This window comes from Trinickia terrae, from assembly GCF_005144415.1.
GTDB lineage: Bacteria > Pseudomonadota > Gammaproteobacteria > Burkholderiales > Burkholderiaceae > Trinickia_A > Trinickia_A terrae.
The window spans coordinates 252,035-276,523 of the sequence record NZ_SWJE01000002.1 but is presented as its reverse complement, the minus strand read 5'-3'; the positions used below and the strand labels follow the sequence as shown (position 1 = coordinate 276,523).

Genomic DNA, 24,489 nt, shown 5'->3' with positions numbered 1-24,489 from the left:
TGGCTCCGAGTGCCTATATTTTGAGCAGACTGTGGGTGCTACGTGTGGGTTGGATTCTGCAGCACCACCCGCAAAGCCTTGTTAGATAAGGCTGGGGCGGTTTTGGAGCGGGCGATGGGAATCGAACCCACGTCTCTAGCTTGGGAAGCTAGGGTAATAGCCATTATACGACGCCCGCGGAGCACGCAATTCTACAGGGTTTTGGGTGGGTTGGGGAGAGCGGTGGCGTGGCTGCTGGCGTGAAAAGTGGCGCCACTCCGGAAGTTCTTGCTGGCAGCGCTTGCTTCCTTCTGACCCGCCCAGCACGACTCCGCCTACGGATACAAACTTGCGCAAGAAGCGCCCGATTCGACTGTAGAATTGGGAAGCTTCGGTATGTCTGTGCTCGGTAAAAAATACCAGTTTCGATGTTGTTCCCGCACTTCGAACGATAAGCGCAAGAGAGACCACCATGAAATTCGAGCTTCCGGAAAACCATGGGCTTTCGGCCGCAACCTTAGCGTCGCTTGTCCACCGTGAAGACGATGGCGAGGGCGTTTCTTTAACCGATGCACAGTTCGCGGCGCTAAATGCGGGCGTTGGGCGAGGAGAAAGCGCACTCGTCGTTTCACCAACGTCCACAGGCAAGACCCAGATAGCGCTTTGGGCAATCGCGCACGGGCTTGAGCAGAATTGTCGCACTGTTTATTTACTTACCCACCGCGCACTCGCTAGACAGAAATTTGACGACTTCCGCTCGCTCCTGATTGGCAGCCACCTAGGTGGTGACCTAGCGTCACTAGTGATCGCGACTGGCGACTACGTCGAGGCGGCAGATGGAAGTGTGCCGAGGAACCCGCTCCAGGCACCACTGGTTGTCGCCACCTACGAAAAATATCTAGCACTTTTGTCGGCTGGTGGCGTGCCGGCTGATATGACCTCCACTGTCGTGGTGTGTGACGAGATCCAGCTCATCGGCGACGAACATCGTGGACAGAACGTGGAGGTCCTACTGTCCCTGCTACGTAACGCGGGCTGGAAGCAGTTTGTCGGTCTTTCAGCTGTGTTGCAGGCTAGGGATGCTCAAGAGCTTGCTCACTGGCTTGGCGTAGTGCTGGTTGTCGAGCACAAACGCGAGAAACCGCTCCGATACGAATGCTGGGCAAGTGGAGGGATATTCTCGGTCGAAACGGCAGCTCCCGAAAATATCACGCACACGGCGCACGCAGGAGGCATTCGATTAGATGTGTTAAGCACCTTGGCAGTGCTGCTGAATCAAAGGCCAGCGCCAAGCCCGATCATAGTGTTTTGTGCCACCCGGCGACAGATCTACGAACTCGCAGACGGGTACTTCAAGTCAGTATCAAAGGGCATTAGCGGGCAACTTTCTCTCGCATTCGATGCGTTTCCAGCGACCTCGGCCAATTCGCGCTTGGCGCAATATTTGCCGTTTAGATTTGCTGTGCATAGCGCGGATCTGACCGAAGAAGAGCGGTCCGTTATCGAACAGCATCTTCTTGAAGGAAAGCTCGACGTTGTGTTCGCCACGACGACTTTAGCTGCAGGCGTCAATTTCCCGTTGGGGGCTGCGATAATTTTATGGGAACGTTGGAACTTCGATCAAAGACGTTTTGAACCGATCCCATCTGCGGAATTTCATAATATGGCGGGCCGTGTGGGGCGGATGGGGTTTGAGCATGAACACGGCCGCGTTATTTTTTTGGCGCAGCAAGAGCAGCAAGCGCGTGCGTCGAGGCAGTACCTAGACCTCGGTAGTCTCCCACCATTAGAGTCAAGAATCGGTCCGAGCAGGTTCGATCAGCTGACGCTACAGCTTGTTGCATCTGGACTCTGTGCGTCTAGGGCGGAGGTGGATTCGCTCGTTAAATCGACGTTGAGTGGATTAAGAGAAGAAGATCGGAACACCTCCGCATTTCTTTCTTGGTCGAGGTTGCTGGGACAGTCGATAGATTATCTTGTCCAGGAGGCCCTGCTGCTCGAAGCGAGTTCCGGACGCCTTGTAGCGACACAGTTGGGCAAAGCAATCGCCCACTCTGGACTGCTCCCTGAGACCGGGACTGTGCTTGTGCGCCATCTAGTGAAGCAAGCGTCCATTCTGTCTGGGTATCTTCCTGCTGCGGCAAGCCCGGGAGACGCGAACAAACTGGCGTTCCTAACGGTCGCCGCATGTTTTAGCTCCCCCGAGTTCCGCGGTGGGAAACGTGCAAAGCAGACTCGGCCGCTGCCGTTTCAGATGGGTGAGCGCTTCCTGATAGACGCTGATCGCTATAAGGCAGAACTGATCGAGCCGGTTTGGCAATCGGACCCGCATCCCATCAACGCCGCTAAGATCACCATTGACTGGATCAATGGGGCCACGCTTCGAGACTTGGAAAATTCATTCGAGACGTTGAGCGCCGGACATCTGCGAGATATGTTTCGGAATGTCTGTTGGGTGTTACAAGGGGTTGCGTCGATTATAGAAGCCGCGGCGGATGTTAGGGCGCCGGGCATGGTTAGGCTGCCATATCTCTTGATCCCGGACGACCAACTTGCTAATCTTCGAAAGCTACCGCGATACATCCGTCGGTTGGCAATACGCGTTGCCGAAGGGCTTCCCGACGACGTAGTCTGGATGACTTGGTTGAACACGCGGGGCGGTGCCTTCGCGTTGACCCGTAGCGAAATACTTGGGCTTCGACTGCGTGGATATGTATCGCTGGATCAGTTGATGCTAGGCACGCCAGAAGCTGATGCAGTTCGATTAAGCGTGTTTGAGAAGGTTCAGCCGTCGCCACATGCGAAAGCGAACTGGTTGCGTGATGCTTCGAGGCAGTGGAAGCAGCAGCAACGTCAGCGAGTTGCGGAGAGGCATGCTGTGCGTGCAAAGCGCTGCCCCAACGCTCAACATGTGGAGACCTACTATACCTCCCGGGGCACTGCGTTTGAGGCCGCCTTCGAAAAGGTCATGCAGTTGCTCAACATCAAGTTTCAGCGCCTGGACGATAAGACGGTAACGGGAGCTCCCGACTATCTTCTTGAACTCACGGATTCACCGCCTCTCGTCATCGAGTTGAAGTCGAAAGTCAATGATAAGTTGGTTGATTACAACTCTGCGGTCGAGGTTTTGGCCGCATCAGAGGTTCACGGATACAAGGAAACATTCTGCGTAACGCTCTGCCATCCCGGCGTAGACCCCAGCGTGCCAAGCGTGATCAACGCGTGCGGTAGACTGGCCGTTGTGGAGAGTCACGATCTCGGTGAGGCGCTTCTCCGGCTTTGTGAAGGGAACCTTACGCAAGCTCAACTATGGCAGTGGCTTGCAACGCCCGGTCAGGCAAAGGCGGATGACCTTCCATTTAGGATCTACCCTTGATGAAGTCCGCGAATGAAGCGGTGTGCTCCCAAAGCACGTGAACTGGTAGCGCCATTGAGTGTCTTATGAGAAGGGAAAACTTGATCGGGGCTTTCCGTGCAGCGCTTTCCTCGATCATCGAGCCGCGTTTTTTCGAAACCGAGCGCGGTTTCCAAGGGGCGCTCATCATTGAGCTTCATCGGCGTGTACCGCTGACCGCAGGGACCGTGATCGAGCAAGAATATCAAAAGCGACTACTCATTCACGGTATATCGCAAAGGCCTGACATCGTCATCCATGAACCATTCGATCCGTCTCGCCATCGAGCACGAACAGACGGCAACCATGCAGTCTTGGAGATCAAGCGACGGTCCACCGAACGGCAAGCTATCTTGGACTTCGAAAAGCTGCGGGTTATGACTGAAGTCCTCGACTATCCACTGGCGATGTTTGTCAACATTGATTCCGCCGAGACCTACGTGGAAGTGTCGCCACCTGAATTACGTGACCGTCTTATTTGCTTCGCGGTGTACAGAGGCGATACCGGAACGGAAGTCATTGAGCGCCGAGCGTAGCGGTCCTACGCTCGGCATGGTCTTACGCGCGGCCAAGCGAATGTTGCTTCTCCTGCTGCAGTTCGATGGCCTTCAATCTGATTCCTTCGGCGACGCTCGCCAGAGCTTCGTCCTGATCGGGCCAGGATTTTACCGCCTTCCCGTCGCGAGGAAGAGCGAGGAGTTCCTTGAGAGCGGTGTGCTGCCATAGGCAGCTTCGCAGCACGACCGGTATAAGCGTTACTTCCCCGCGCGAATGCATGGCGAGCGCCTCGCTGAGTTCGACATCATGGCAATAGGCGGAATTAATGAAATCAACGCTAATCAGAAACAACGCAATATCGGCTTTTCTCATCTGTGTGAGTATTTCGTGGTCGATATCGTCGCCTGCCTTAAGCTTCCGATCATGCCAAGCGTTTATCAGGCCGATGCGCTGCAGCGGAACGAGGTGCTTCAATAGCTCGTTCTTTAGTTGCTCATCCGCATGTGAGTAGGACAGGAATAGCGTCAACGGACGAATTTCGGCATCTTGCGTAGGCTCTGGCGACTCAGGCTCCGTAAGAGGACCGGATAGGCCAATCAGCCCGCTGTGCCCCTGACCGACCTTCACTAGCTGCTGGTCGACAAGATTCCGTTTAACGCGCTGATATCTGTCGTCGTCCCAGCCAAGGGATTCACGAAGCGTCTTGTTGGGAATCATGTCGCGATCTTCGTTCGTGAGCTCGCGCAATCGTGCCAAAAATCGGTCGGCAAAGGTGCCGGGTTTCGCTTTCTTGGTCTTCTGCCGTGTGGCCATATGTGATGCTCTTGTCGGTCGGTCTTGTTCTGAACGTGTAGCGTTGTCGCGTGCGCCGGATTCTTCCTGTCAGCTTCACTGGTACCTGCTTGGCGAACTTCTCGCCGGTGTCTGTGGGTTCTCGGCGACTAGCTAGGGCACAAGTATATGCCGATCCAGCACTGGGAGATTCGGTCGCGTTGCCCGGCAGGGCCCTCTGAAGGATAGTCGTGGCATGAACGCCAACTTTTTCGACGACGGGTTCCCGCCACTTACCGCTGAACAGATTCGTGATCTGGCTGTTGCGGTGCGTGAGGACTTTGGCTGTTCCCTTTCGCGGGCCACTTTCACCGACATGCTGCTGAATCTCCTGGAAAACGTGCCGGGGTGTGAGTCCAATGAGGTCCCGCTATCGCTAATCGACTCGGCGTGGGCCGAGTACGCGCGCCGGGACCGGGAGGCGTGACTGGCCTACCTGCGCCGATGCTTCCCATGCGCAGGCTCAAACGCCAGCATCTCGCTTGGCTCGACGCCCAGTGTCTCAGCTAGGACGCAGATGTTGTAGAGGGCGATGTTCCGTTGACCGCGCTCGATGCCGCCAACATACGACCTCGCCAAGCCAGATTCGAGGGCGAGCCTCTCCTGAGACCAGCTCTTCGCCTTCCTCAGCTCCACCAGCCGTTTTCCGAACAACTCTAGCGGGTCGTAATCCATCGTTGGACGTCCAAAAACATCCAACGGAGGGTATGGGTTTGACCTTTATGAAGCCACTCTCTATAGTAGCACGCACTATGAGTGACAATTGACGGCTACCCCAGTCGCGCTGGCGGCGTTTGTCACTGGAAAATGACAGAAAGACCCACGGGATGAAGTCACATGATCAAACTAGAAATCGGTCTCACGGGGGCGGGGCGAGTCGCCGCCGCAGTTATTGCGGCAATTGCGCTGCACGCAGGTGCTTGCCGGGCCGATGAGCTAGGCCCGAGCTGCAAGCAATATCTTCAATTGAAGATGCAGTGCTTATCGGCAACGGCGAATCGGGTTGAGTCGAGGGGGAACGTCCAAGCCGCTCGCGAAATCCGCCGCGATATTCCATTCGAAATGCATCAGGCGATCGGCATTCTGGCAAAGAGTAGGGCGTTCAAAAGCGCGGATTTAGTTGAGCAGCGTTGTGCGGACGACGCTTGGTACATCACAAATGGCGACAGTCCGCAAAACTCCCGTCCGCAAAGAAGCATGCAGCTATGCAGCGTAACGACCAGTTGGCCGGAGGATTACAGAATTACGCCGGATTATGATTCGAAGGTTGAGGCGCGTATTCGCAAGATGGAATTCGAGATCGGGCTGGTTCGGTGATAACTAATTCAAAATGCTGTGGAGATTTTTGTGAATAGAGCCGGAGTGGAGACTTTCTGCAAGCTTGGGTTGGGGGCAATCACGATGGCAATTTCATGCGTGTGCTTGGCGAAAACGCCTGTTGATGTGACGCTCGATTTCCTCGTGGGGCCAAAACTCGGCAGCCAGCGAGGTTTCAATTGTCGTGAGGCGGTGGATGGAAATGTGACTGACGAACACGCGTACTACCGTTTCCGTGATGACGGACACTATTCTCGATTGAACTCGCGCCCCGACCCACGCACCGGGCATCGAAATGCTGACGACGTGAGTGGGATATTCCGGGTGAAAATCGAAGACGGAATGCTGAAGATATCTTTTGTGGATGAATTCCTCGGTTCTACATACTTGAAGAATAAAAATTCCTACAGCGCAGCCCTCATAGGAACAGATGGCGACAGTACGATGGCGCTGATGATGGACCGCCCGGTGCCGGGAAGGCAGGACATCCGTGATCATATGCGTCTCGTGTGCGTTGGAGAAAAACCGTCGGGCGGCGGGCCGCAGAGAAGCTATTAGTCGGTAGGTGTGTGGATGTTGGCACCAATCACTCAATCTAGTGATTCAGTGATTGGATAGAGAATTGTCAAGGAGCACTCTTCGCATGTTGACCGATTGCCCTCATTGCTATAAACCGATGCACGATGAGGCAGAGGTCTGCCCGCACTGCACCAGAGAGGTCCAAAATGCATCTGGACTTTCAGGTGCAAGCATTGATTCAGATGGAATCGTAATAAGGTTCTTAGCCTTCGTGATCGCCTTTTTCTTTGCGCTGGGCATGGCTTTGGATTATCTTGACTGGTGGCGTAGCTGGGAATTTTTCCCGTGCGTGCTCGTATCGGTTCTACTGGCATTTGTGCTCTCTTTAATATTGTCTTGATTGCTGGGTCGGCTTCGTGGCGTTTCGCATTTATAGGAACATCGAAAAGGAGTTCAAGGAACTGTTTGTAGGCGCGCTGTGCCCAGGGACAAATGAGCGAATCGGTGTCATGTCAATTGACTCGCTCATTCGGCAATGGACTCCCGTTGCCTCCGAAAATGGCTATCTGGTTGCGAAGTCGAAGGACGGTCATGCAGCATTGCTCGGTCGCATGTGTGAGCGTGACGACGGCAAGCCCTGCATCGAAATCGTGGTGCGGGCTGCAATCAAACATGGCGAGCTTTGCTGCCCCGAGTTCTGGCATAGCGATGCCGTCGATGCCCAGCAACTCTACGGCGTGATGCAAGGCCATATCAGCAAGCGCACGACAGACGGAGCCCCATAGTGCTTCGACCAACGAGGGAAGACTTCGAGCGATGGAGCGGGACCGGCCTCGTTTTCTTCGGGACCTACCTGCACCCGAATTCCCGTCTGTACAAATACATCTGGCAGATATGGACACCTGATTCGCCGCTCGAAGGTGCGGAGTTCTTCGAGCATGGTCCGCGCTACTGCACGGCGCAGTTCCATGAGATGGAGAAACGGTTTTTTGACGTCGGCGCGTCGGGATTCATCTATAACCGGAAGCTCCCGCGCCTCGGACTCGATAAGCCATTCGATTTGACGCACCCCCGATGGGCAAACCGGGAGTGGGCGCCAGCATGGGAAGATGATCCAGATCCGGAATGTAACGGGCACAAGTGATCGGTGTCCCACTCCGGGGTTCTCGGTGCCACGAATCCCGGTCTTGTACGTCTTTTATAAGACATGGAAAGTGTTCAATTTCCCGTCGCGCCAAGCGCCGGAGAAACCGCCTAATCTCGCATGTGTGCCAGGATTTGCAGCAGACGAAATACCGGATTGCGTGCGTCGTGCGTTGTGTTAGCTGCCAGGGCTTGAAGTTCGCCGATGCGGCGCTTGTACTCGCCATTGATCACGCACTGTAGGCCGTCGATCTCGGACAGTGCATTGGTCAGAAACCCCTTGGGGACGACGGGCGACCAGAGCATGTGCTGGCACGAAAAATCGCTGAGATACTTCATGCCGTATTGCTGCTGCCGGTAATACTTCTTCTTGATCCGCTCGATGGTCGTGCGCTGATCGCCGTACTGAATTCCTCGAATGTGCGTGGTGACTTCACAGAGGTATGCCGTCCTCGATTTGAAGTTCAGTCCGATGACGTCCAGTTCTTCTAGACCGTCAAGTCCACCCCCGGGAGGGCGGGCATTGTAGGTGATCACGTCGCAATCGAGCTTCAGTTGCAGGTACGCCCCGACGATGTATTCGCCAATATCGGTCAGCATGCGCGGTCCCCGTTGTATGTGGCAAAGCGTTTGCTGATGTATACACCGGGGCCGATTCCGTATCAATGCATCAGACTGGTTGCAGGAGCGAATCGATGACCTTGACAGCCTTCCGGCTCGCGTCGTTCGGGCTCAGGTGAGCATAGCGCTGCGTCATCTTCGGATCGCTGTGGCCGAGCAGGACCGACACCTCATACAGACTGACGCCCGCCCTGACGAGCTTGCTCGCGAACGTGTGTCGCAGCGTGTGCAGCGTGACGCGTCCGCCGCGTTCCTTTACGACGGCAGGCTCGTTGAGCCGCGCCCGCTCGATAGCCTTCTTGATCGACTTCGTGCTGTAGCCTCGTTCGTTGCCGGTTCGATCTTCGAAGACGTATCGCTGCCCTGATCTGCGGTCGTCCCACCGGCGACGAAGAATCGTTTCGAGTCGCGAGGTCATGTGCAGAACATCCTCGTTCCGTACCTTGCTCCGATAGAGGCTAATGGTGCAAGCATCAAGACTGATCGCCGACCACGGAATATTCGCGACCTCCGAGTATCTGCATCCCGTATCTAGCAGGAAAACCGTGATGTCGTAGTTATCCTGCACATTCCGCGTCATTTCAGGTGTTCGCGTTTCTAACGGCTTTAAACCGTTTCTAAGCCGCTCCGGCTCGAGTTCGAGCAATAACGCCGACTCCTCGTTGGAATCCAGATATCGAAGCCTATAAGAAGTCTTAAGCGCGGGGAATACGATTTCGCGATTCACTTTGAAGCCGAGCTTCGTCATCTCGTTGATGGTCGCACGTAGCAAGCCAATCTCGTGCTTGATCGTCGCTGGATTGTCGCCTTCGGCCTTGCGTTTCGCGACGAGGATTTCGAAATCACGCGTTGTCAGTTCATGCAACAGCGTGTCCGGTGAAAATCCATAGCAGGGAAGCTTCGCCTTCGTCTTCGAGTGAAGCTTGTACCCCATCGCTTTCCGGATGCCTGACCACATGCCACTGTAGTAGGCGGTGCCTTTGCGGGATTCCACGTACTGCTCCAGTGCGTCCTTCACTGTGATCTCTGGCGCATCGCCGAGATAGCGTTCGCTGTGTGCGCGATTGCGCATCTCACGTTCGACCTGCGCGGCCTTCGTCTTGTTCGGCGTTCCGGTGGAACCGAAGAACTTCTTGCCCTGAATCTGGAACTGGTAGTACCAGTTTTTGCTGTTGTTTCGACGGATTAGCGTCATGGCGTTGCTCCTTACGGAATGTAATTGATGAGCAACACCATCCGGGCTGACACGGGGTATGACAACAGCTTTGGCCCATGCCAGCAGGGGAAAAATCGCGGAGGAGCAGGGCGCGACGCGAGATTTGGATCATGACCGAGGCCCATCGGATGGAGGCCCGTCGGTCGGCAAGCGGTTTGGTTCTTCGATAATTCCTGAGTTGACGCGCTAGATGTCGATGTCTGTGACCGAAAAATCCATTCCTGAAATGGTGTCGTGATAGTCGTCGCAGTTCTGGCAGAGTCCATGAGTAACTGCCTCCCATCGACTTATGGGGACACCACAAACCTTGCACGGCGCTTCCCAGTGAGAAATGGACCACGAGGTTGTGTTGCAAGCCGGACAGTGGAAGCCGAGGGTGCAACTGAATTCCTCGAAAACATATCCGACTGCCGGTTTATCTGGGTGCAGTGGACAGAGGACGCGGTTATTCTTGCAGTAGAAATCGATCAATGTCCGTTGATTACCTTCTTCGTCGGTGAATAAGGCCTCGTCAGGGAAATACGTTACTCCGGGGATGTCTGGCGGGATTTGAAACTCCGGCAGCAGACAGGCAAAGAGCTTGAGGTTGAATGGAGTCCGTTTCTCGGGTGTGTGGATGCTGTTAGCCATCGATGATTTCCTGAAAATTCGATGGCATCACATGGAGATGTGGGCGGTGCCGTCGATCATTACGTTAAAAGGACGTATCTGACCGAGGGGACACCACCGCACTTGAATCAAGTTGGCGTCACGAGAGGTATGATCGCCAGATCAGTCGCACTACCGCTGATCGCATGTAGGGTGGGGTAGAGCACTGAGAAATTCAGTGCTCTCGAGTGTTCGTTTCCTCGTTGATATGAAAATATTAAGGATTATTTATCATATGGTCAAGGCAAAGCGAACCTATAGTAAACGTCGACTTGCGCAGGATCCAGTGAATGGATGGCGCGAAATCAGGAAGCCGACAAGTGACCGTATATTCGGTTGTTGAAGTTGAAAAGATGCGCACTTGTCGGCTCAATGTTCGTTCGAGGTTGCGCGGGAGATCGATCACGCGCAGGGCCAGCGTCAATCCTGTCCGGTCATTCCTCGAAAGTCGGTTCGGTCAGATATACCCTCTCCCCATCCGGGTTCAGCAGGTACGGTGTTCCGATGTATGACGGGAAGGCAGGGCGAATCCGCGTCTTGAGCCGGTACTTTGCGAAGCTCATCGTCCTCTCAAGCAGGTCCGAGTCGAGCCGGTAGAAGTGTGTGCGCTTACCTCCAGCATCGCTTTTTCCATCTGTTGCGGTGTCGAGCCCGATCAGATTGAGGAATTCCTTGAACTGGGCCAACGGTTTGTCTTCGATGTCCCGGCGCAACGCCATATCGAACAGGTGCGCAATTTGCGCCCTGTAGTTCAGGCAGCAATCCACGAAATTCCGCATGTTGTCTTTATGCATCCGGTGGGAGGTGTCGAACGACTGCTTTCCGTCGTAGATGCAAGACGCCATCAGCACCTCTTTCAATGTCGCCTGCCGTTGAGCCGCCATATTTTTATCAAGCGCATGTGTCTTCGCATTCCCGTATGTCCGGACAAGCGCGACGGTCTCCGATTCCAGCAATTCGCACATGGCGTTGATCTGGGTGCGATAGCGGCCGCGGTTGTCCATCAGCACCAACTCCGGGGTGATCTCCTGCCCATAGAATTTTTCGATGGCGTAACGGTCGCGACAAAGCTGCTCGTCGGATGTCAGCATCATGGCATCGTTCAAGGCCTGATATTCTTCCTCGGTGAGCGGTTCCGCATTGCACACATCCGCTGCGTGCATTTCTTCAAGCCGCTTCCGTGCTTCCGCTGCCTGCATACCGATATTCGAGCCCGCCCCGTCAGATGAGCCGCGCCCGGGTTTCGGCGGAGCGATGTGTTTGACCTCCCACCCGTTACCTTCCTTGAGCTTGATGAAATTTCCGCGCAGATCGTTCTTCGACGCGTTTTGCATCGATACCGCGTGGGCGTAGACGTGCAGCAATGGATCGTCGTCATCGACAATTGGCATCCCGTGGGAACCGTATCCCCGAATCGCTTCCGGCAATTCATCGAGGTCAACGATTACCCGCTTGATGGCCGATGGCCCGGTCTCATATTGCAGGCTAGATTCGGCTACCCACGCCTTGACATGCTTGGGGTGCCGCACGCGACAGAGCTGCTGATCCATGTCGAAATGCGTGTTGATCTTGTCGGAGAAGACGCCCCAGACGTAATCGATCCACTGCTCCTGATCGGGGAAGGTAATGTCGATGCCCGTGCCAAGCGAAGGTGATGCCACCAGCACGTCGTAGTCGCGAATGCGGTCAACGATGCTGTTGATGAAGTCCTTGATCTCAGGGTCTTGGGAATTTGCCGACGTAATGCACATAACACGCAGGCCGGTTTCAACGCGGGCCATCTCGGCGAGGCTTTCTGCCTCGGATTTCGAATTGCAGGCGACGTAGTGCTTGTCGCCTTTGCGCATCGTGTCCATCATGTCTTTGAGCAGATGATTCTTCGACTGATAGAGATCGATGGTGCGAGCGGTTGGCGTGTAGCTGTTCACGTAAAAAATATAGTTATCCATAATAAATTGGAAGTTTTGTGTGGCGGGTGTCCGGGCGCGAGTCTGCGCCCAGATGTGTGTGGTGAGGTCCGTTCAGTCTTGAAGTTCGGGTTCGACTTCGCGGAGATAGCCCTTGATGCCCATGCCATCACGGCAGCACTTGATTGCCTCGAATGTCAGGCGACCGAGATCGGCATCGCAGACGATGACGGTCTTGGCCTCGCGCACGTAGAAGCTCAGTGTGTGAAACACCGACTCGCGTTTGCCGTCCAGCGTCGAGGACAGGAAGTGCGAGAAGAGTTGTTCCGACTCGTCGATAATGACGTGATCGAACGAGTGAACACCCGGTTTCAACCGCTTGCGCAGGCTATCGAGGCAAACCGCATAGGCCATATACCGATCGCCTCCGATTTCCCGATCGTACTTGTCCAGATAGCAGAACGTGCCGAGGCGATTTGCGCTGGCCGATGCGAGAGCGATCCGGTGGGAGATGAGCAGGACGGATTCGCCGACATCGATGCAGTGCTGGACGAACGGGCGCAGGAGATGGGTTTTCCCGCTGCCTTTCGGACTTTTGATGAGATGCACGCCCGGATGAAAGGGGACCTGTTCCGGCGAAAGATACTGGGCGTTCAGTTCCTTGACGACGACGTTATGCGTGGCGTCCGACAATGTGCCCGCGAAAAGTGCCCGCTCGAATTGCTCGAAGTCGTGGCTCTTGAGATCGCTGCGGCGCATGGTCTCCGGCCAGAACGTTTGCTGGCACTTGCTGCAATGGACACCCCGGATGCCCTGAGACGACATCGTTACGAACGCACTCGGGTTCCGGTCGGAGTGGTGCGGGCAATGCACGGAGGTTCCGCTCGCGAGGAAAGAGAGGGGAACGTGTTTCCCGTCACGGGTGCGCAACAATTGATCTTCTTCGACGTGCAGGGACGAGCGGACGAAGTTGTTCGCGTTCCGATTGCCGCCATCCTGCTCGTAATCATCCCCTTGGGTCGCGCCGAGTTCCTTGAGGTAGTCGATCTGTTCGGCGGTCAACGTCCTGTCGATGAGATACGGCTCGCACCCTTCGTTGCCGTAATACATGCGGCAAGGATCGACACATGACTCATCCGCGCCGAACGTGCGTACGAGGCCGCGGACGACCTTCCGCATTTCGTCGGCATCGGTGATCGTGGACGGACTGCGGAACATAGCCCGAAGACGCGGACGTTCGGGCGTGGAACTGTAGGTTTCATAGATCAGGAGCCCGTGGTCTGCCACGAGTTCATGGCCGAGCAGAGAATCAAAGGTCCACCCTTCATCCAGATCGACACCGAGAACGTCGGTGCAGATGAAGTTCGCCGCATTCCGACGATCGATGTGCTGGGCGCACCAGCTAAAGCCGTCAGCGATTGCGGCTGCAATTTCACTGAGCGTGAGGCTGACGTTCTCGAATTCTGTCGCGAGAAGTTTGAAATCATCCGTGCCGGGGCACGCCTTGTTCTTGACCAGGCGATTGATGGCGATCTTCATCGCTCCGGACGTCATGGCGTGTTCGGGCGCGGTAGGCGCGTGAGCCTGCTCATTCGTCAACCCAATGGGCTGCCGCCGCCTGTGCGAGTGAGGCTGACCTTCGACGCCATTGGCATCGGTACTGGAAATAGAGGGATTGCGGTCCGAGCCCGAGAGTTGGCTGGGGTGGGCTGCTTGCTCGGCAGCATGGAGAGTCGTGTTCGTTGGCATATCGATCATTTAATAACAAATTGAAAAACTCAATTTGCTATACGAATCGACAGGCAGCCTCTGCCGTTCCTGTATAGCGCTCAAATCCAAACAATCGGATAACATTGAAAGTTTGAACCGAGGTTATACAGGTCAAGCAACTGATCGAAATCAGATAGCCGTGGCTACTACGGCGTCTACCCTGCCACAGGTAGCTTACTTGACCCCTATCTTCCACCAAACAACGGCGGAATCGGGGCTTGCGTCCTAGGTACGTTGAGTCTGTTTCCTCAACGGGGCGAATCATTCCATAGATCACGATCACTTGCAAATCGATGTCCATAGCTCACGATGCGCCTAAACAACAACACAAACTGTTTGTGTTCGACTTTTCGCTGGTCCATTCTTGGCGACAAGCGATAACTGTTGAGATTGTTTTTTGAAGATTGAAAAAGAGCGGACTTGTCGGATCGAACCGCGAGTTGGTCCCACGGCAGAATCTTAATAAGCTGATGATCTGGCTCTGAAATCCCCGCTAGATCAAGGGGATAGAGCGCCGGTGTGTAGGGGTGACGTGAAAACTGTCACTGTTGCTAGTTGAATTTCGAGGTGGTCGGCGTCGTGCTGGTCGTGGTCGGTTGCTTGCCGTTGCCTTGAAGGTCGATCTGCTGGACCCTGGACGTACTTTCAACGAATGGAGTGCGATCATGGTCGATCAGAAGCAAGGTGTGGCGAGCAAGGACGAGAAAGCGGGCAAGTCGGTTGCTGTTGACCCGAAGGCAGGTGCTGTCGCGCCGGCCACGAGCGTGACGACGAACGATACCGCAGCGAAGGCTGAACCAGCTACGCCGACGAAGATGGAACTGGCGACGGAGATTTACAAGCGGATGCGGACTGTCAAGGACGTGACGCGGAAAGACATCATTGAGAAGTTCATTACCGAGGTGAAACTGACGAAGGCGGGCGCGAGCACGTACTATCAAATGATCAAGGACAAGCAGGAACCGATGGGAAAGAAGTGACAGCGGTCGTATATTGTCGATGCCGGGCGGGAGGTTCCTTCAGGAACCTCCCGTCAATAGCTAGGTCGGCTTTATCGTGTTTGATACGGCGCCATGCGCAGAGGTCAAACTTGGATCACGTGTGACGACCTAAGTGGAATATTGACTTCAGGTGCAATTGCGGTTAGCTCCTCACGAACTATGCGAGGTAGCACCAGATGACCTGACTTGGCTTTCTCGATTTGTTCCTCGATTGCCTTTCGAACGTCTGCCGATGCGATTTTCGGCAACACGATCGAGCAGATGTCCTCCGCCGTGGTAGACGACAGTCCGTCAGAGCCGGTTGCCAATGCGCGCATCTGTACTTTGAACGCTTCCGAGCATAAGCCGAACACTAAATCAGCGAGCAACGCTTCTTGTCCGGGGATAACCTCGAAATGGTTGCACCCGGTAGTGACGACAAGATGCCCATCAGCCGCCTCATCGCCGGCGATCATCCACTTCCCGGCGCTTGACCATATGTTCGCGATAAAGATGTCGCCAGGCGCAGCCTGTTGCTTGCCGCGATCTGGCAGTGCCCAACCGAAATACTGGTCGGCAATGTATGCCCCAAAGTTCTCGTAGATCTTCTCAATCTCCACGTAGCGATACGCATGTTCCGGATGTTTTTTCAGCCGGCGTGTGACGGGTCGAATTACGTCGCCAATAGTGATATGAGGTACGGCGCGGACAGCTTCAGTAACTGAGGCGTGCTTTGGACACCATCGCTTGGGATCAAGGGATACATCTTCCCGGGCAACAATTTCCTCCGCTTGCACGACCCAGCCATCAGAAGACACCGCCGAGGGAACTCCGTCGCTAAGCCATGGGAAAGCGTCAACGACCATGGACGAATAAAGATCGCTGAGTACGCGATCAAAATCTGCGTCGAGCACGGGTTCGTTGCTTTCGTTTAGGACGATTGCCCCATCGTTCGGATCCTGCTTGTAGACCCGTCCTGACCGATTGCTCTGAAGGTCCCAGCCGACCTTTTCTACAAGATTGAAGTGAATTGGAAAGTCGGCCATCTTGGCCAAATCGTCAAGTGGTTCGTCCCGCTTTTCGAGAACCACGACAGATGCGGAAACGTCAGCGCCAGATTTCTTAAACGTGAACCGGGGGAAACCGATGATTGTGGCTATTCTTGCTTGCTTGAGTAGCCAGCGACGGAACTCTGTATATCGGGGGCTCCGATTGCCGAGATACCCGTTTGGTAAAATAATGCCGACCCTGCCGCCAGCACAGACCGATTTGAGGCAAACCTCAACGAACAATATTCCTGTTTCCTGTGATTTGAGCGGGACGCGTTTGCCATCGATCTCAGTGGAGCCTAGCTCGAACTTGGCTAGCACGTCCTTGCGTTTTTCAACGATCCTTGATCCAAACGGCGGATTACACAGGGCAGTGGTGTACCGGCCTTCGTGTAGTTCTATATCCTTCAGGCTATCGCCAATCGTAATATTGGAACGACCGTCGCCGTTCAGAATCATATTGAACACCGACAAGTTGACCGCCAGCTCTGCCGTGTCAACACCCCAAAGCTGAGACGATATGTCTGCGGCGTGACGCTCCGCCGCAATGCGCTTAGCTCCCACCAAGAAGTCAGCAGTTCCGCACGCAGGATCTCGAACGACATCGCCAAATTTCGGATTGACGATTCGCACGATGAGATCGATAACTTCGTATGGCGTGAAGTATTGACCTAAGTCAACCTTGTACAGGAAGCGCCCGAAGTACATGAAGAAATCTTGGATCACTTGCGGCGATGAGCCAAGGATATCCATAGGGCAGAGGATCTTGGATATCTCTCGCAAGGTAGCTCCAGAGCACCCCATAGTTTCTGTGGGTTTTTTCGGGAGCAGCGAGCCGTAGATGGTAAGGGCGTGTTTCAGCCCTGAATTGAAGACCTTCTCAACATCCTTTGCCGAGATATCCTCGTTGACAGTGAAGTCCTGAATTATCATTCGACCGTTTTTCGGTCGTGCACTTTGCTCATCGAAGATCTTGAGCAGCAGAACTTTGAAAAGAATTACGTAGCGGTCGTCTTTCGCGTGCCCTGCTTGATGGAGGACGTCATCCAACCGCGCAAACCGTTTCACCAAATCCGTGGCGGGCTTGAGGTCATTGTAGAAGATGTCCTTGGACCCGAATGCGGACCCGAAGGTCGGTAGGGTTGCAATCGAAGCTTCCTTCGTTTCAATAGACGAGCCCTTAACACGCTTGAAGAAGATGGACTGTTCCGTGTCGTCCCAGTAGATTCCGATACTGTCGATAGATGGAATTAGATCCAGCGCCGGCTTGAGCTGGTTTTCCTTTGCAGACTCCGCATCCGCGGTACTACGCTTGATTTCCCCGATGATCTTCATGAACTCCCGTCGCTTTTCGTCGGCAAATGTTTTGACGGTAGTTACGGGCCGGTCATAGACCACCACGTCGGCGCGCAAGGAGTTCTTCCCCTTGTGGCCAAACTTAATAACTACCGTTTCGGCCTCGATACGATCCGCGAGATATCCCTTGGAGAGCAAGAAGTTGATGCATTCGATGCGGCGCTTTTCTTCAGTGAAGGTCAGGCCATCTTTAGCTTTGAGTTTGGCTTTAAGAGCGCCACGAATGGGACAGAAGAGCTGGGGATTGGACGTCATGAATTCTCGTTACACTATGGTGTAAGGCGAATTTTTGCATGCGGCTCGGGGGTATGCAAGCCTGAGTTGGAGGTTTTTTGGGGATCCCGGAGGTTGTGCCGCAGATCGGGAGCATCTTGGCCAAGCCATCTCGCCGGATGCGGGCGGCTTGCCTATGACCGCGACTGCTGCGTCGGCGTGAGAGCCTGCTTTGCTGTCACTCTCGCACGACGGTGGTTGTCTATACGGTCCCGCGGAATCCCCTCGACAACGTGCGTCCATCGAAGCTTTAGTCAGGCGCGCTCTATGAGATGGTCAAGGCAGCGGAACGTCTGGCGAGCTAGATGAACCTACGAAATATGCTCGCCAAAAGGCGAGTTATCCACACTTTCTGTGGATAAGATTGTGGGTAAAAAACTTTTTTATCAAAAGGTTAGCTCGAGCCTTGAAGTAGTGATGGATGACTGCATAATTGACGGCCAAACGACGGAATGGGGTGATGATATGACAAATGTGGTCCCGGAAGAACATGACGAGCTAGGGGAACTGACAGTCGACATCGATGCGGCGTTGGACCATACGGTCGAGTACATTGCCGCAGGCTCACAGGCCAACGACGACTATCTTCGCTGGTGCGAGAACACCGGCCAGCGTGAAGGCCCGTTGCCCTTTGGCGAGGAAGTTGCGCGCATGATCAGGGCCAAGGGTCATCTGGACCAAGCTCAACGATTGCTCAGTCCGCTGCATGGTGCGCCGAGCAAACAGGACATTGCTGCTGCCCGCAGCTTGTGCGATGAAGTACAACCCACAATTGATGAACTGAGCGAACTACCGGAGTTTGTCGAACCGGATCCCGAAGCGCTGTGACACTACCCGCGTGAAAAAGGGAGTTCGAGGCTCTTTTTTCGCGTGTGACGCAGCCACACGTGGGAAGCCTCCGATACCGATCCAGTGCGTCTGCTCGCTGTCTGCCGCACACCTCGGGGGTGCAGGTCCAACTGTCTGTTGGAGATGCACTCTTGAGCTGCGCGGCTGGCTGAGTTCGGGCCGAAAGCAAGTTCGGTCGCGATGATGGAAACGGGAAGCGCGTTTATTTCTGTGCTCGGTGTAAGAACACGCGATTAATGCATCGCTTCACCTGTTGCGCGTAGCGCTACATCATTAGCTTCTTGCTATCAATGCTAGTGTGAAAACTGGCATCGCCGTCAAACCCGCATGACACGTGGTTTTCAATGGTGCCCGCTAGAAAACCACATCTAAAACCCGCGTGAATAGTGGGTTTGCTCAAGCCGTTGCAGCTTGGGAAGCTAGGGTAATGGCCATTATACGACGCCCGCAGAGCACGCAATTCTACAGGGTTTTTGGTGGGTTGGGGAGAGGGGTGATGTGGCTGCTGGCGTGAAAAGTGTATCCACTCCGGAAGTCCTTGCTGGTGGCGCCGCCGTCTTCTCTGGCGCGGCTATGGCTAACTACCGCTATTCAGCATGGCGATATCGGTAGTGATTCAGACGCATTTCTTTGGGCGTAATCTCATAGGCATGCTGAAAGGCGCGCGTAAAATGGGCGGCGCTTTTGAAGCCGACTGAATAGCCAATGTCTTTGATCGGAACTATCGGAATTCGAACGAGGTCGTCTGCGGCGGTGCGCAAGCGAAGATGTTGGATATAAGCACCAAGCCCGCCTTCATGTTCGAACATCCGATAAATCGTGCTGCGCGGGAGCCCTAACGATTCAATTACGCTCTGAGGTGATAATTCGTATTCCTGCAGGTTTGCGCGAACATAGCGTCGCACATGATCGAACATTAACGCGCGGCCGACGGCCCGCTTGCTGCCACTCAAGCCAGCCTCTTCCCCGAAGGCGGCTACGATCAGTTCAACGAGGTCGGTGAGCCTGCGATGAGCGTCCTCGAACAGCATATACCGGAAGTTCTCGACAAGCGTTCTGGCACGCTGGACGATAAGCCGCGTGCCAGGCTTGCTCGGGTCGAGCACGCGGCCGTGTATCGCTCCCGGGTCAGGGAACACGTGCCGCAGCAGGTTGGGGGGCGCAACGAGCGTGATGTACCGGCACGCCTGCCGCCGTACGTGCATGGGTTGCTCGAGGTCGTTGGCAAGTACGCTGCCCCCACACAAGGTGAACTCACGCTTCTTGGCGTGCGTCATTACCGAATGAGCTTCACCATCCAGGAAAATGGTAAAACCGATGCTGCGCGCGGTATCGCGCGAAATGCGGGCGATGGTGCGTTCGAACACGACATCATCCGTATAGGTGTCGCTCATACGGAATTCGCCGATATCGTAACGGTCGTTGATGCAGATAAAGGGCTGTCGGACCTGCTCGCGCGACGGCACTAATTCGATAACATGGCCAAGCTGCTCCCAATAAGCCAGCAGTTGCTGCTGCGGCGGCAGTCCGGCAACATCGAATCGGTTGTAAGCGATGCCGTTCGCGAGCATGAATAGTGATCCGGTGGCAAAACAGGACGATTAAGATGCAGTCCGGTAACGATAGACTGGCGGCAACGATCTCGCAGTTGGTCGTCGGGTGAATGAGGAGGTGGTCACCCCGCCGCCGCCGCGCATCCAGCTAACACTTTTAACTGCGCAAGATTACCCTAATATCGCGAATGTTCGGAATGAGGCGTGGCTGCCCGTCTTCCCAAACGGCAACCAGACTGTTTGTCGTACCCAGGTCAATGCCGACGATCACCCCTGCTCCCGTAGCGTTATTCGATTTTCTTCCGCTGGATTCTATCAGGCCCCAACTCGCACTTTATCGAGGTCAACGCGCTCCCATGGGGGGCCGCGCTCGTTGTCGCCCGAATGCGACGACCGCATGCCGCTTTCTCAAGTTTCTTGAAGACGGACCGTAAATACATCGATAACGGGTAGCCCGCTTTGCTTATCGCGTGCCCGGGCTTCTATTCCATCGACTGATGACGACGAACGACAACATTGCCAGGCCGACCTTGATGCACCGTTTATGCCTCTGCGTGCTGCTCGCAACCGAGGCAATCGCGCTGCCCTCGGCTCAGGCGGTGCCCGTCGCGACCGTGCCGCAACCCAACTCGCCTCAGCCATTCTTCGCCGCCGCGCTTTCGCACTTCCCCTACAGTGACCCCACGACACCGTGCGCGCTGAGCGGCAACTACCCGGCTTGGGCCAAATCGCTCGTCGCCAAGCCCGCCCAACGCCGCGCCGCCTGCCTGAAGGAAGCACTCGACGGCAATCTCGAAGCACGCGTGCTGTACGGCTGGATGCGCCTCTCGGGCGTCGGCGCTCGAGCGGACTTGAACGGCGGCATCGCCATCATCGAAGGCGCGGCAACCGACGGCTCGCCGATGGCTCAATACCTGCTCGGCTCGATCTACCGCACCGGCGGTGCGCTGCCGCAGAACCATGCGTTGGCGCGCGAATGGCTCGCGCGTGCCGCCGACAACGGCAGCGGCGACGCAGCCGACACGCTGGGCGTGATGATGATCAGCGGCGAAGGCGCGCCGGTCGACTACGCGGGAGCCTATGCGCAGTTCGCGCGCGCGGCCGGGCGCGGCGACGCGCACGGCGCGCTCAACGCCGGGCGCATGAGGTATGCCGGGCTCGGTGTGCCGCGCGACGTCAACGATGCAGCAGCCTGGTGGGCTCGTGCCGCGGCGGGCGGCGACGCCGACGGCGAATACGCCCTCGGCGTGGCGTACTTGCAGGGCAGCGGCATGCCGCGCGACGTGGACAAGGCCGCTGCATGGATCCGCGACGCCGCGACGAAGCGGCAGATCAACGCACAGGCGATGCTCGCTGACCTCTACCTGTCCGGAACCGGCGTGCCGCGCGACGACGCCCGCGCGTTTGCGTTGATGTCCGCCGCGGCGGCTCAGTCGCTGCCTTATGCGCAGCGCCGCGTCGGCGACCTGTACCTGTGGGGGCTCGGCGTGAAGCGCGACGACGCGATCGCACGCCAGTGGTATCAAAAGGCGGCGCTGGAGGGCGATGCGTACGCGCAGTATTCGTTGGCCGTCGCCTATCGCGACGGCCGTGGCGGCCCGGTCGACCTCGAAGCGGCGATCGGCTGGATGCGCGGCGCGGCCGACGCGGGCGTCGCCGCCGCGCAAAACGATCTCGGCGCGATGCTGCAACATGGCCAGGGCGAGCCGCAGAACCTCGCCGAAGCGATCGCGTGGTACAGAAAGGCGGCGGCGCAAGGGGAGGGGATCGCGCTGTTCAATCTGGCGTCGCTGGCTTACACAGGCAAAGGCATGCCGGTCGATCGCGCTGCTGCGCTGCGCTGGGCGAGAGAAGGCGGCGAGCATGGCAACGCGCAGGCGGCGCGCCTTGCCGGCACCATGCTGCTTCATGGCGAAGGCGTGCCGGCCGATAAGGCGCAAGGCATCGAATGGCTGCGCAAGTCCGCCGATCTCGGCAACGGCGACGCCGCTCGCGAGGTCGGCTGGCAGTACCTCTACGGCGCGGGCGTGACGCACGACGAGGCGCTCGGCGAGACCTACCTGACGCGCGCGGCCAACACGGGCGATGCGCGCGCACAGCTGCTGCTCGGCGTGTATCTGCTGAACCGCAAGCCGAAGGCCGCGCAAAGCGGCGCGGCGCGCGAATGGCTCGTCAAGGCCGCCGCACAGAAGTTCGGCCCCGCTTATTCGGCGCTCGGCGACGCGTACTGGTCCGGCGCTGCTGGCCAGCTCGATCGCGTCGCCGCGGTGAAATGGTTCACCGAAGGCGCCAAGTCGAACGACGCGGTCTCCCAGCGGGCGCTATGCGTCGCGTACTGGAGCGGGGTCGGCGTCGTGCGCGACTTCGGTGCTGCGAGGTATTGGTGCGACACTGCCGCTCGCCGCGGCGACGTGCCCGCGATGCAGCTTCTCGCGCTCGATCCTCCGCGCGACGAAGCGGGCGAAGCGGCACGCGTCTATTGGCTCTGGAATCTCGCGGATCGCGGCGACGCGAAGTACCAGTCGATGCTGGGCGACGCGTACGACCTGGGCGTCGGTGTGAATGCCGATCTCGACGCCGCGACCTATTGGTTCCGGCGCGCCGCTGCTGCGGGCAATGCGCCGGCGCAGGCCTCGCTTGCCTGGCACATGCTGACGGGAATCGGTGGCGAGCACGACGACACCGCCGCTTACCGATGGGCCGAGCGTGCCGCTGCTCAGGGCAGCGCCAGCGGCGAAGCGATGGTCGGCGACGCGTATCTCCTGGGACGCGGCGTAGCCCGCGATTCGCGCGCCGCGAAGACGTGGTACGAAAAAGCGGCTGACGGCGGATCCGCAGATGCGGCGTCCCGTCTCGCTCGGCTCTACGAAGCGGGCATCGGCGCGCCTGCCGACGACACACAGGCCGTGCATTGGCACACGATGGCCGCGGCGATGGGATCGAGTTCGTCGAATATCGCGCTGGCGATTCGGGCGCTCGCGAAGCACACCACGTGGCAACTGACGCGCAAGCAATTGCAATGGCTGCCGGGCGCCGGGCGCGACCATGCGTCCGATGCGAATGCGGACCACCAAGATGTAAAGCCGCTAGTGCGGCCGGCCGTCGAACGTGATGCGGCCGCGGAGCCGGTCAAGAAGCTGCGCGAGACGGCAGGCAATGCGTGGGATGCACTGTCGAGCCTCGACGAGGCGCTCACGGGCGATCCGCTGGAGCAGTACGAGATCGGCGCGCGCTTCTGGAACGGCGATGGCGTGATGCAGGACCGCGCGCTCGGCTACGCGTGGATCGAGATGGCGCAGCGAGGCTTTGCGCGCGAAGCGGGCGCCCAAGCCTATGCGGACGGGACGAAAATCGTCCTCGCACGCATCGCACCGCTCTTGAGCCGCGAGGAAGCGGACCGTGCGCATGGCTTGAGCGAACATCTTGCCGGCACGGTGCCGCAGGAAGAGGTGGGGCTGCTGCTGGGCGCGAAGTGAGGCCGGGCATCCGGCCTCGCTTCGGCATGTCGATGGATCAAATCCCGAAGAGCGTCAACGATACAGCCGCGCGCGTGATGATCATCAAGAGAATCTGCACGATTACGAACAGCAGGATCGGCGAGAGATCGATGCCGCCCAACTGCGGCACGAAGCGCCGCAGCGGATTCAGGAACGGCGCGGTCAGCTGATAGAGGATCGGCATGGCGGGCGAGTGCGGATTGAGCCACGACAGCAGCGCCATCAGGATCGTCAGCCAGATGACGAGGTTCAGCGCCCACTTGATGACCGTCAGCACGGCGACGATCAACAGCACCGGCGCGAGGCTGAACGGATCGACGCCCGCGATCGCCACCATCAATCCCACATAGACGATCGAGGCAAGGAGCGCGGCGACGACGCTCGCCCAATCGATGCCGCGCTTGCCGTGAAAGACATGCCGCAACGGCAGCACGAGCCAGTTGGTCGCATGGTACACGGCGTTCGCGACGGGGTTGTACGGCGGCATGCGCACCGCCTGCATCCAGGCGCGCAACAGCAGGGCCGCGCCGAACAGCGTGAAGATCGTATTGAGCAGAAAGCGGGCGATATCGCCGAACATCTCGGGTCCTTTCCTTCTTGAGTTTTAGATGGCGTGGCGCGGGTCGCGCCGGATCACCAGGCCAAGCGTGCCGGCTACTTGGAGATCTTGACCTCGCTCACGAGGATCGTGCCGTTGCCGCCGTCGGTGTAGTTCGGGATGTCGCCGAGCAATTCGTCGGACGCGGGGATGAACGCGTCATAGAACGCTTCGATCGAATCGAACAGGAAATGGCCCGCGACGACGAACGGCGGCGGTGACTCCGGCGGCCCGCCGTTGATGCCGACGTCCACCGACCAGCCCCGCAACGCCGCGCCGAAGCGCTGCACCGCGAGCGGCATGTGCGTGCGGCAATAGTAGTCCACGTCGAAGCGGCCGTTTTCCCGGTACGGATAGAGGATGCTGACCTTGATCATTTTTGCGTTCTCGTCGGTTGGTCTTCGTCTGTCGACCCGAGTTAGCGCTTCAGCCCCATGCAGAGCACTTACTCGGGTCCCATGCAGGGCTGTCGGGCCGGCGGCGCAGGGTGG

General features: G+C 57.0%; 22 protein-coding genes, 1 tRNA gene and 1 pseudogene. 11 read left to right on the top strand and 13 right to left on the bottom strand.

Annotated features, from left to right (window positions below):
• Positions 1 to 103: 103 nt before the first annotated feature.
• Positions 104 to 178 (bottom strand) — tRNA-Gly (locus FAZ69_RS04490).
• Between the two features lie 273 nt (positions 179 to 451).
• Here FAZ69_RS04490 and FAZ69_RS04485 point away from each other — a divergent pair.
• Positions 452 to 3,355 (top strand): DEAD/DEAH box helicase, encoded by a 2,904-nt coding sequence (locus FAZ69_RS04485; RefSeq protein WP_136892740.1) that lies wholly within the window; start codon positions 452 to 454, stop codon positions 3,353 to 3,355.
• A gap of 65 nt (positions 3,356 to 3,420) precedes the next feature.
• A complete protein-coding gene (locus FAZ69_RS04480; protein WP_136892739.1) occupies positions 3,421 to 3,909 on the top strand; it encodes a hypothetical protein in 489 nt (162 codons plus the stop codon).
• 22 nt (positions 3,910 to 3,931) lie between these two features.
• Here the strand turns inward: FAZ69_RS04480 and FAZ69_RS04475 are convergent, their stop codons facing one another.
• Positions 3,932 to 4,684: a toll/interleukin-1 receptor domain-containing protein gene (locus tag FAZ69_RS04475; protein ID WP_136892738.1), complete on the bottom strand. Its 753-nt coding sequence runs from the start codon at positions 4,682 to 4,684 to the stop codon at positions 3,932 to 3,934.
• 214 nt (positions 4,685 to 4,898) lie between these two features.
• On the opposite strand from FAZ69_RS04475, the gene FAZ69_RS04470 reads away from it, so the two are divergent.
• The gene (locus FAZ69_RS04470; RefSeq protein WP_136892737.1) at positions 4,899 to 5,129 is read left to right on the top strand and encodes a hypothetical protein; all 231 of its coding nucleotides are present in this window, start codon (positions 4,899 to 4,901) and stop codon (positions 5,127 to 5,129) included.
• A 5-nt stretch (positions 5,130 to 5,134) separates the two neighbouring features.
• On the opposite strand, the gene FAZ69_RS04465 is transcribed toward FAZ69_RS04470, so the two are convergent.
• Positions 5,135 to 5,377 (bottom strand): helix-turn-helix domain-containing protein, encoded by a 243-nt coding sequence (locus FAZ69_RS04465; protein ID WP_136892736.1) that lies wholly within the window; start codon positions 5,375 to 5,377, stop codon positions 5,135 to 5,137.
• Positions 5,378 to 5,539: 162 nt separating this feature from the next.
• On the opposite strand from FAZ69_RS04465, the gene FAZ69_RS04460 reads away from it, so the two are divergent.
• From FAZ69_RS04460 to FAZ69_RS04440, 5 genes are all read left to right on the top strand, one after another.
• A complete protein-coding gene (locus tag FAZ69_RS04460) occupies positions 5,540 to 6,019 on the top strand; it encodes a hypothetical protein (protein WP_136892735.1) in 480 nt (159 codons plus the stop codon).
• Between the two features lie 30 nt (positions 6,020 to 6,049).
• Positions 6,050 to 6,577, top strand: a complete 528-nt coding sequence (locus tag FAZ69_RS04455) for a hypothetical protein (RefSeq protein ID WP_136892734.1) — start codon at positions 6,050 to 6,052, stop codon at positions 6,575 to 6,577.
• An 85-nt stretch (positions 6,578 to 6,662) separates the two neighbouring features.
• Complete coding sequence (locus tag FAZ69_RS04450; protein ID WP_136892733.1) at positions 6,663 to 6,938, top strand: zinc ribbon domain-containing protein; 276 nt, start codon at positions 6,663 to 6,665, stop codon at positions 6,936 to 6,938.
• Positions 6,939 to 7,047: 109 nt separating this feature from the next.
• Complete coding sequence (locus tag FAZ69_RS04445; protein ID WP_240702108.1) at positions 7,048 to 7,323, top strand: hypothetical protein; 276 nt, start codon at positions 7,048 to 7,050, stop codon at positions 7,321 to 7,323.
• A complete protein-coding gene (locus FAZ69_RS04440; RefSeq protein ID WP_136892732.1) occupies positions 7,323 to 7,682 on the top strand; it encodes a hypothetical protein in 360 nt (119 codons plus the stop codon). The genes FAZ69_RS04445 and FAZ69_RS04440 overlap by 1 nt, the downstream gene beginning before the upstream one ends.
• Before the next feature lie 110 nt (positions 7,683 to 7,792).
• Here the strand turns inward: FAZ69_RS04440 and FAZ69_RS04435 are convergent, their stop codons facing one another.
• The 5 genes from FAZ69_RS04435 to FAZ69_RS04415 form a co-directional block, all read right to left on the bottom strand.
• Positions 7,793 to 8,281: a hypothetical protein gene (locus FAZ69_RS04435; protein WP_136892731.1), complete on the bottom strand. Its 489-nt coding sequence runs from the start codon at positions 8,279 to 8,281 to the stop codon at positions 7,793 to 7,795.
• 70 nt (positions 8,282 to 8,351) lie between these two features.
• Positions 8,352 to 9,497: a site-specific integrase gene (locus FAZ69_RS04430; protein ID WP_136892730.1), complete on the bottom strand. Its 1,146-nt coding sequence runs from the start codon at positions 9,495 to 9,497 to the stop codon at positions 8,352 to 8,354.
• A 207-nt stretch (positions 9,498 to 9,704) separates the two neighbouring features.
• A complete protein-coding gene (locus tag FAZ69_RS04425) occupies positions 9,705 to 10,148 on the bottom strand; it encodes a hypothetical protein (protein WP_136892729.1) in 444 nt (147 codons plus the stop codon).
• A 452-nt stretch (positions 10,149 to 10,600) separates the two neighbouring features.
• Positions 10,601 to 12,115, bottom strand: a complete 1,515-nt coding sequence (locus FAZ69_RS04420) for a plasmid replication protein, CyRepA1 family (protein ID WP_136892728.1) — start codon at positions 12,113 to 12,115, stop codon at positions 10,601 to 10,603.
• A gap of 72 nt (positions 12,116 to 12,187) precedes the next feature.
• On the bottom strand, positions 12,188 to 13,822 hold the full coding sequence (locus FAZ69_RS04415) for a signal recognition particle (protein WP_240702107.1): 1,635 nt from the start codon (positions 13,820 to 13,822) through the stop codon (positions 12,188 to 12,190).
• Between the two features lie 686 nt (positions 13,823 to 14,508).
• Here FAZ69_RS04415 and FAZ69_RS04410 point away from each other — a divergent pair.
• Positions 14,509 to 14,823, top strand: coding sequence for a hypothetical protein (locus FAZ69_RS04410; RefSeq protein ID WP_136892727.1), 315 nt, complete (start codon positions 14,509 to 14,511; stop codon positions 14,821 to 14,823).
• Positions 14,824 to 14,927: 104 nt separating this feature from the next.
• Here FAZ69_RS04410 and FAZ69_RS04405 read toward each other — a convergent pair whose 3' ends face one another.
• A complete protein-coding gene (locus FAZ69_RS04405; protein WP_136892726.1) occupies positions 14,928 to 17,483 on the bottom strand; it encodes an HsdM family class I SAM-dependent methyltransferase in 2,556 nt (851 codons plus the stop codon).
• A 372-nt stretch (positions 17,484 to 17,855) separates the two neighbouring features.
• Here FAZ69_RS04405 and FAZ69_RS04400 point away from each other — a divergent pair, with 372 nt between their 5' ends.
• A complete protein-coding gene (locus tag FAZ69_RS04400; protein WP_136892725.1) occupies positions 17,856 to 18,329 on the top strand; it encodes a hypothetical protein in 474 nt (157 codons plus the stop codon).
• A 608-nt stretch (positions 18,330 to 18,937) separates the two neighbouring features.
• On the opposite strand, the gene FAZ69_RS04395 is transcribed toward FAZ69_RS04400, so the two are convergent.
• Together FAZ69_RS04395 and FAZ69_RS34315 are read right to left on the bottom strand one after the other, a co-directional pair.
• Positions 18,938 to 19,921, bottom strand: a complete 984-nt coding sequence (locus FAZ69_RS04395; RefSeq protein ID WP_136892724.1) for a helix-turn-helix domain-containing protein — start codon at positions 19,919 to 19,921, stop codon at positions 18,938 to 18,940.
• A 172-nt stretch (positions 19,922 to 20,093) separates the two neighbouring features.
• Positions 20,094 to 20,174, bottom strand: a pseudogene (locus FAZ69_RS34315) (Hsp70 family protein); the annotation flags it as partial.
• Between the two features lie 262 nt (positions 20,175 to 20,436).
• On the opposite strand from FAZ69_RS34315, the gene FAZ69_RS04385 reads away from it, so the two are divergent.
• The gene (locus FAZ69_RS04385) at positions 20,437 to 23,379 is read left to right on the top strand and encodes a tetratricopeptide repeat protein (protein WP_169708553.1); all 2,943 of its coding nucleotides are present in this window, start codon (positions 20,437 to 20,439) and stop codon (positions 23,377 to 23,379) included.
• A 37-nt stretch (positions 23,380 to 23,416) separates the two neighbouring features.
• On the opposite strand, the gene FAZ69_RS04380 is transcribed toward FAZ69_RS04385, so the two are convergent.
• Complete coding sequence (locus FAZ69_RS04380) at positions 23,417 to 23,980, bottom strand: YggT family protein (protein ID WP_136892722.1); 564 nt, start codon at positions 23,978 to 23,980, stop codon at positions 23,417 to 23,419.
• Positions 23,981 to 24,054: 74 nt separating this feature from the next.
• Positions 24,055 to 24,375: an EthD family reductase gene (locus FAZ69_RS04375; protein WP_136892721.1), complete on the bottom strand. Its 321-nt coding sequence runs from the start codon at positions 24,373 to 24,375 to the stop codon at positions 24,055 to 24,057.
• Positions 24,376 to 24,489 lie beyond the last annotated feature (114 nt).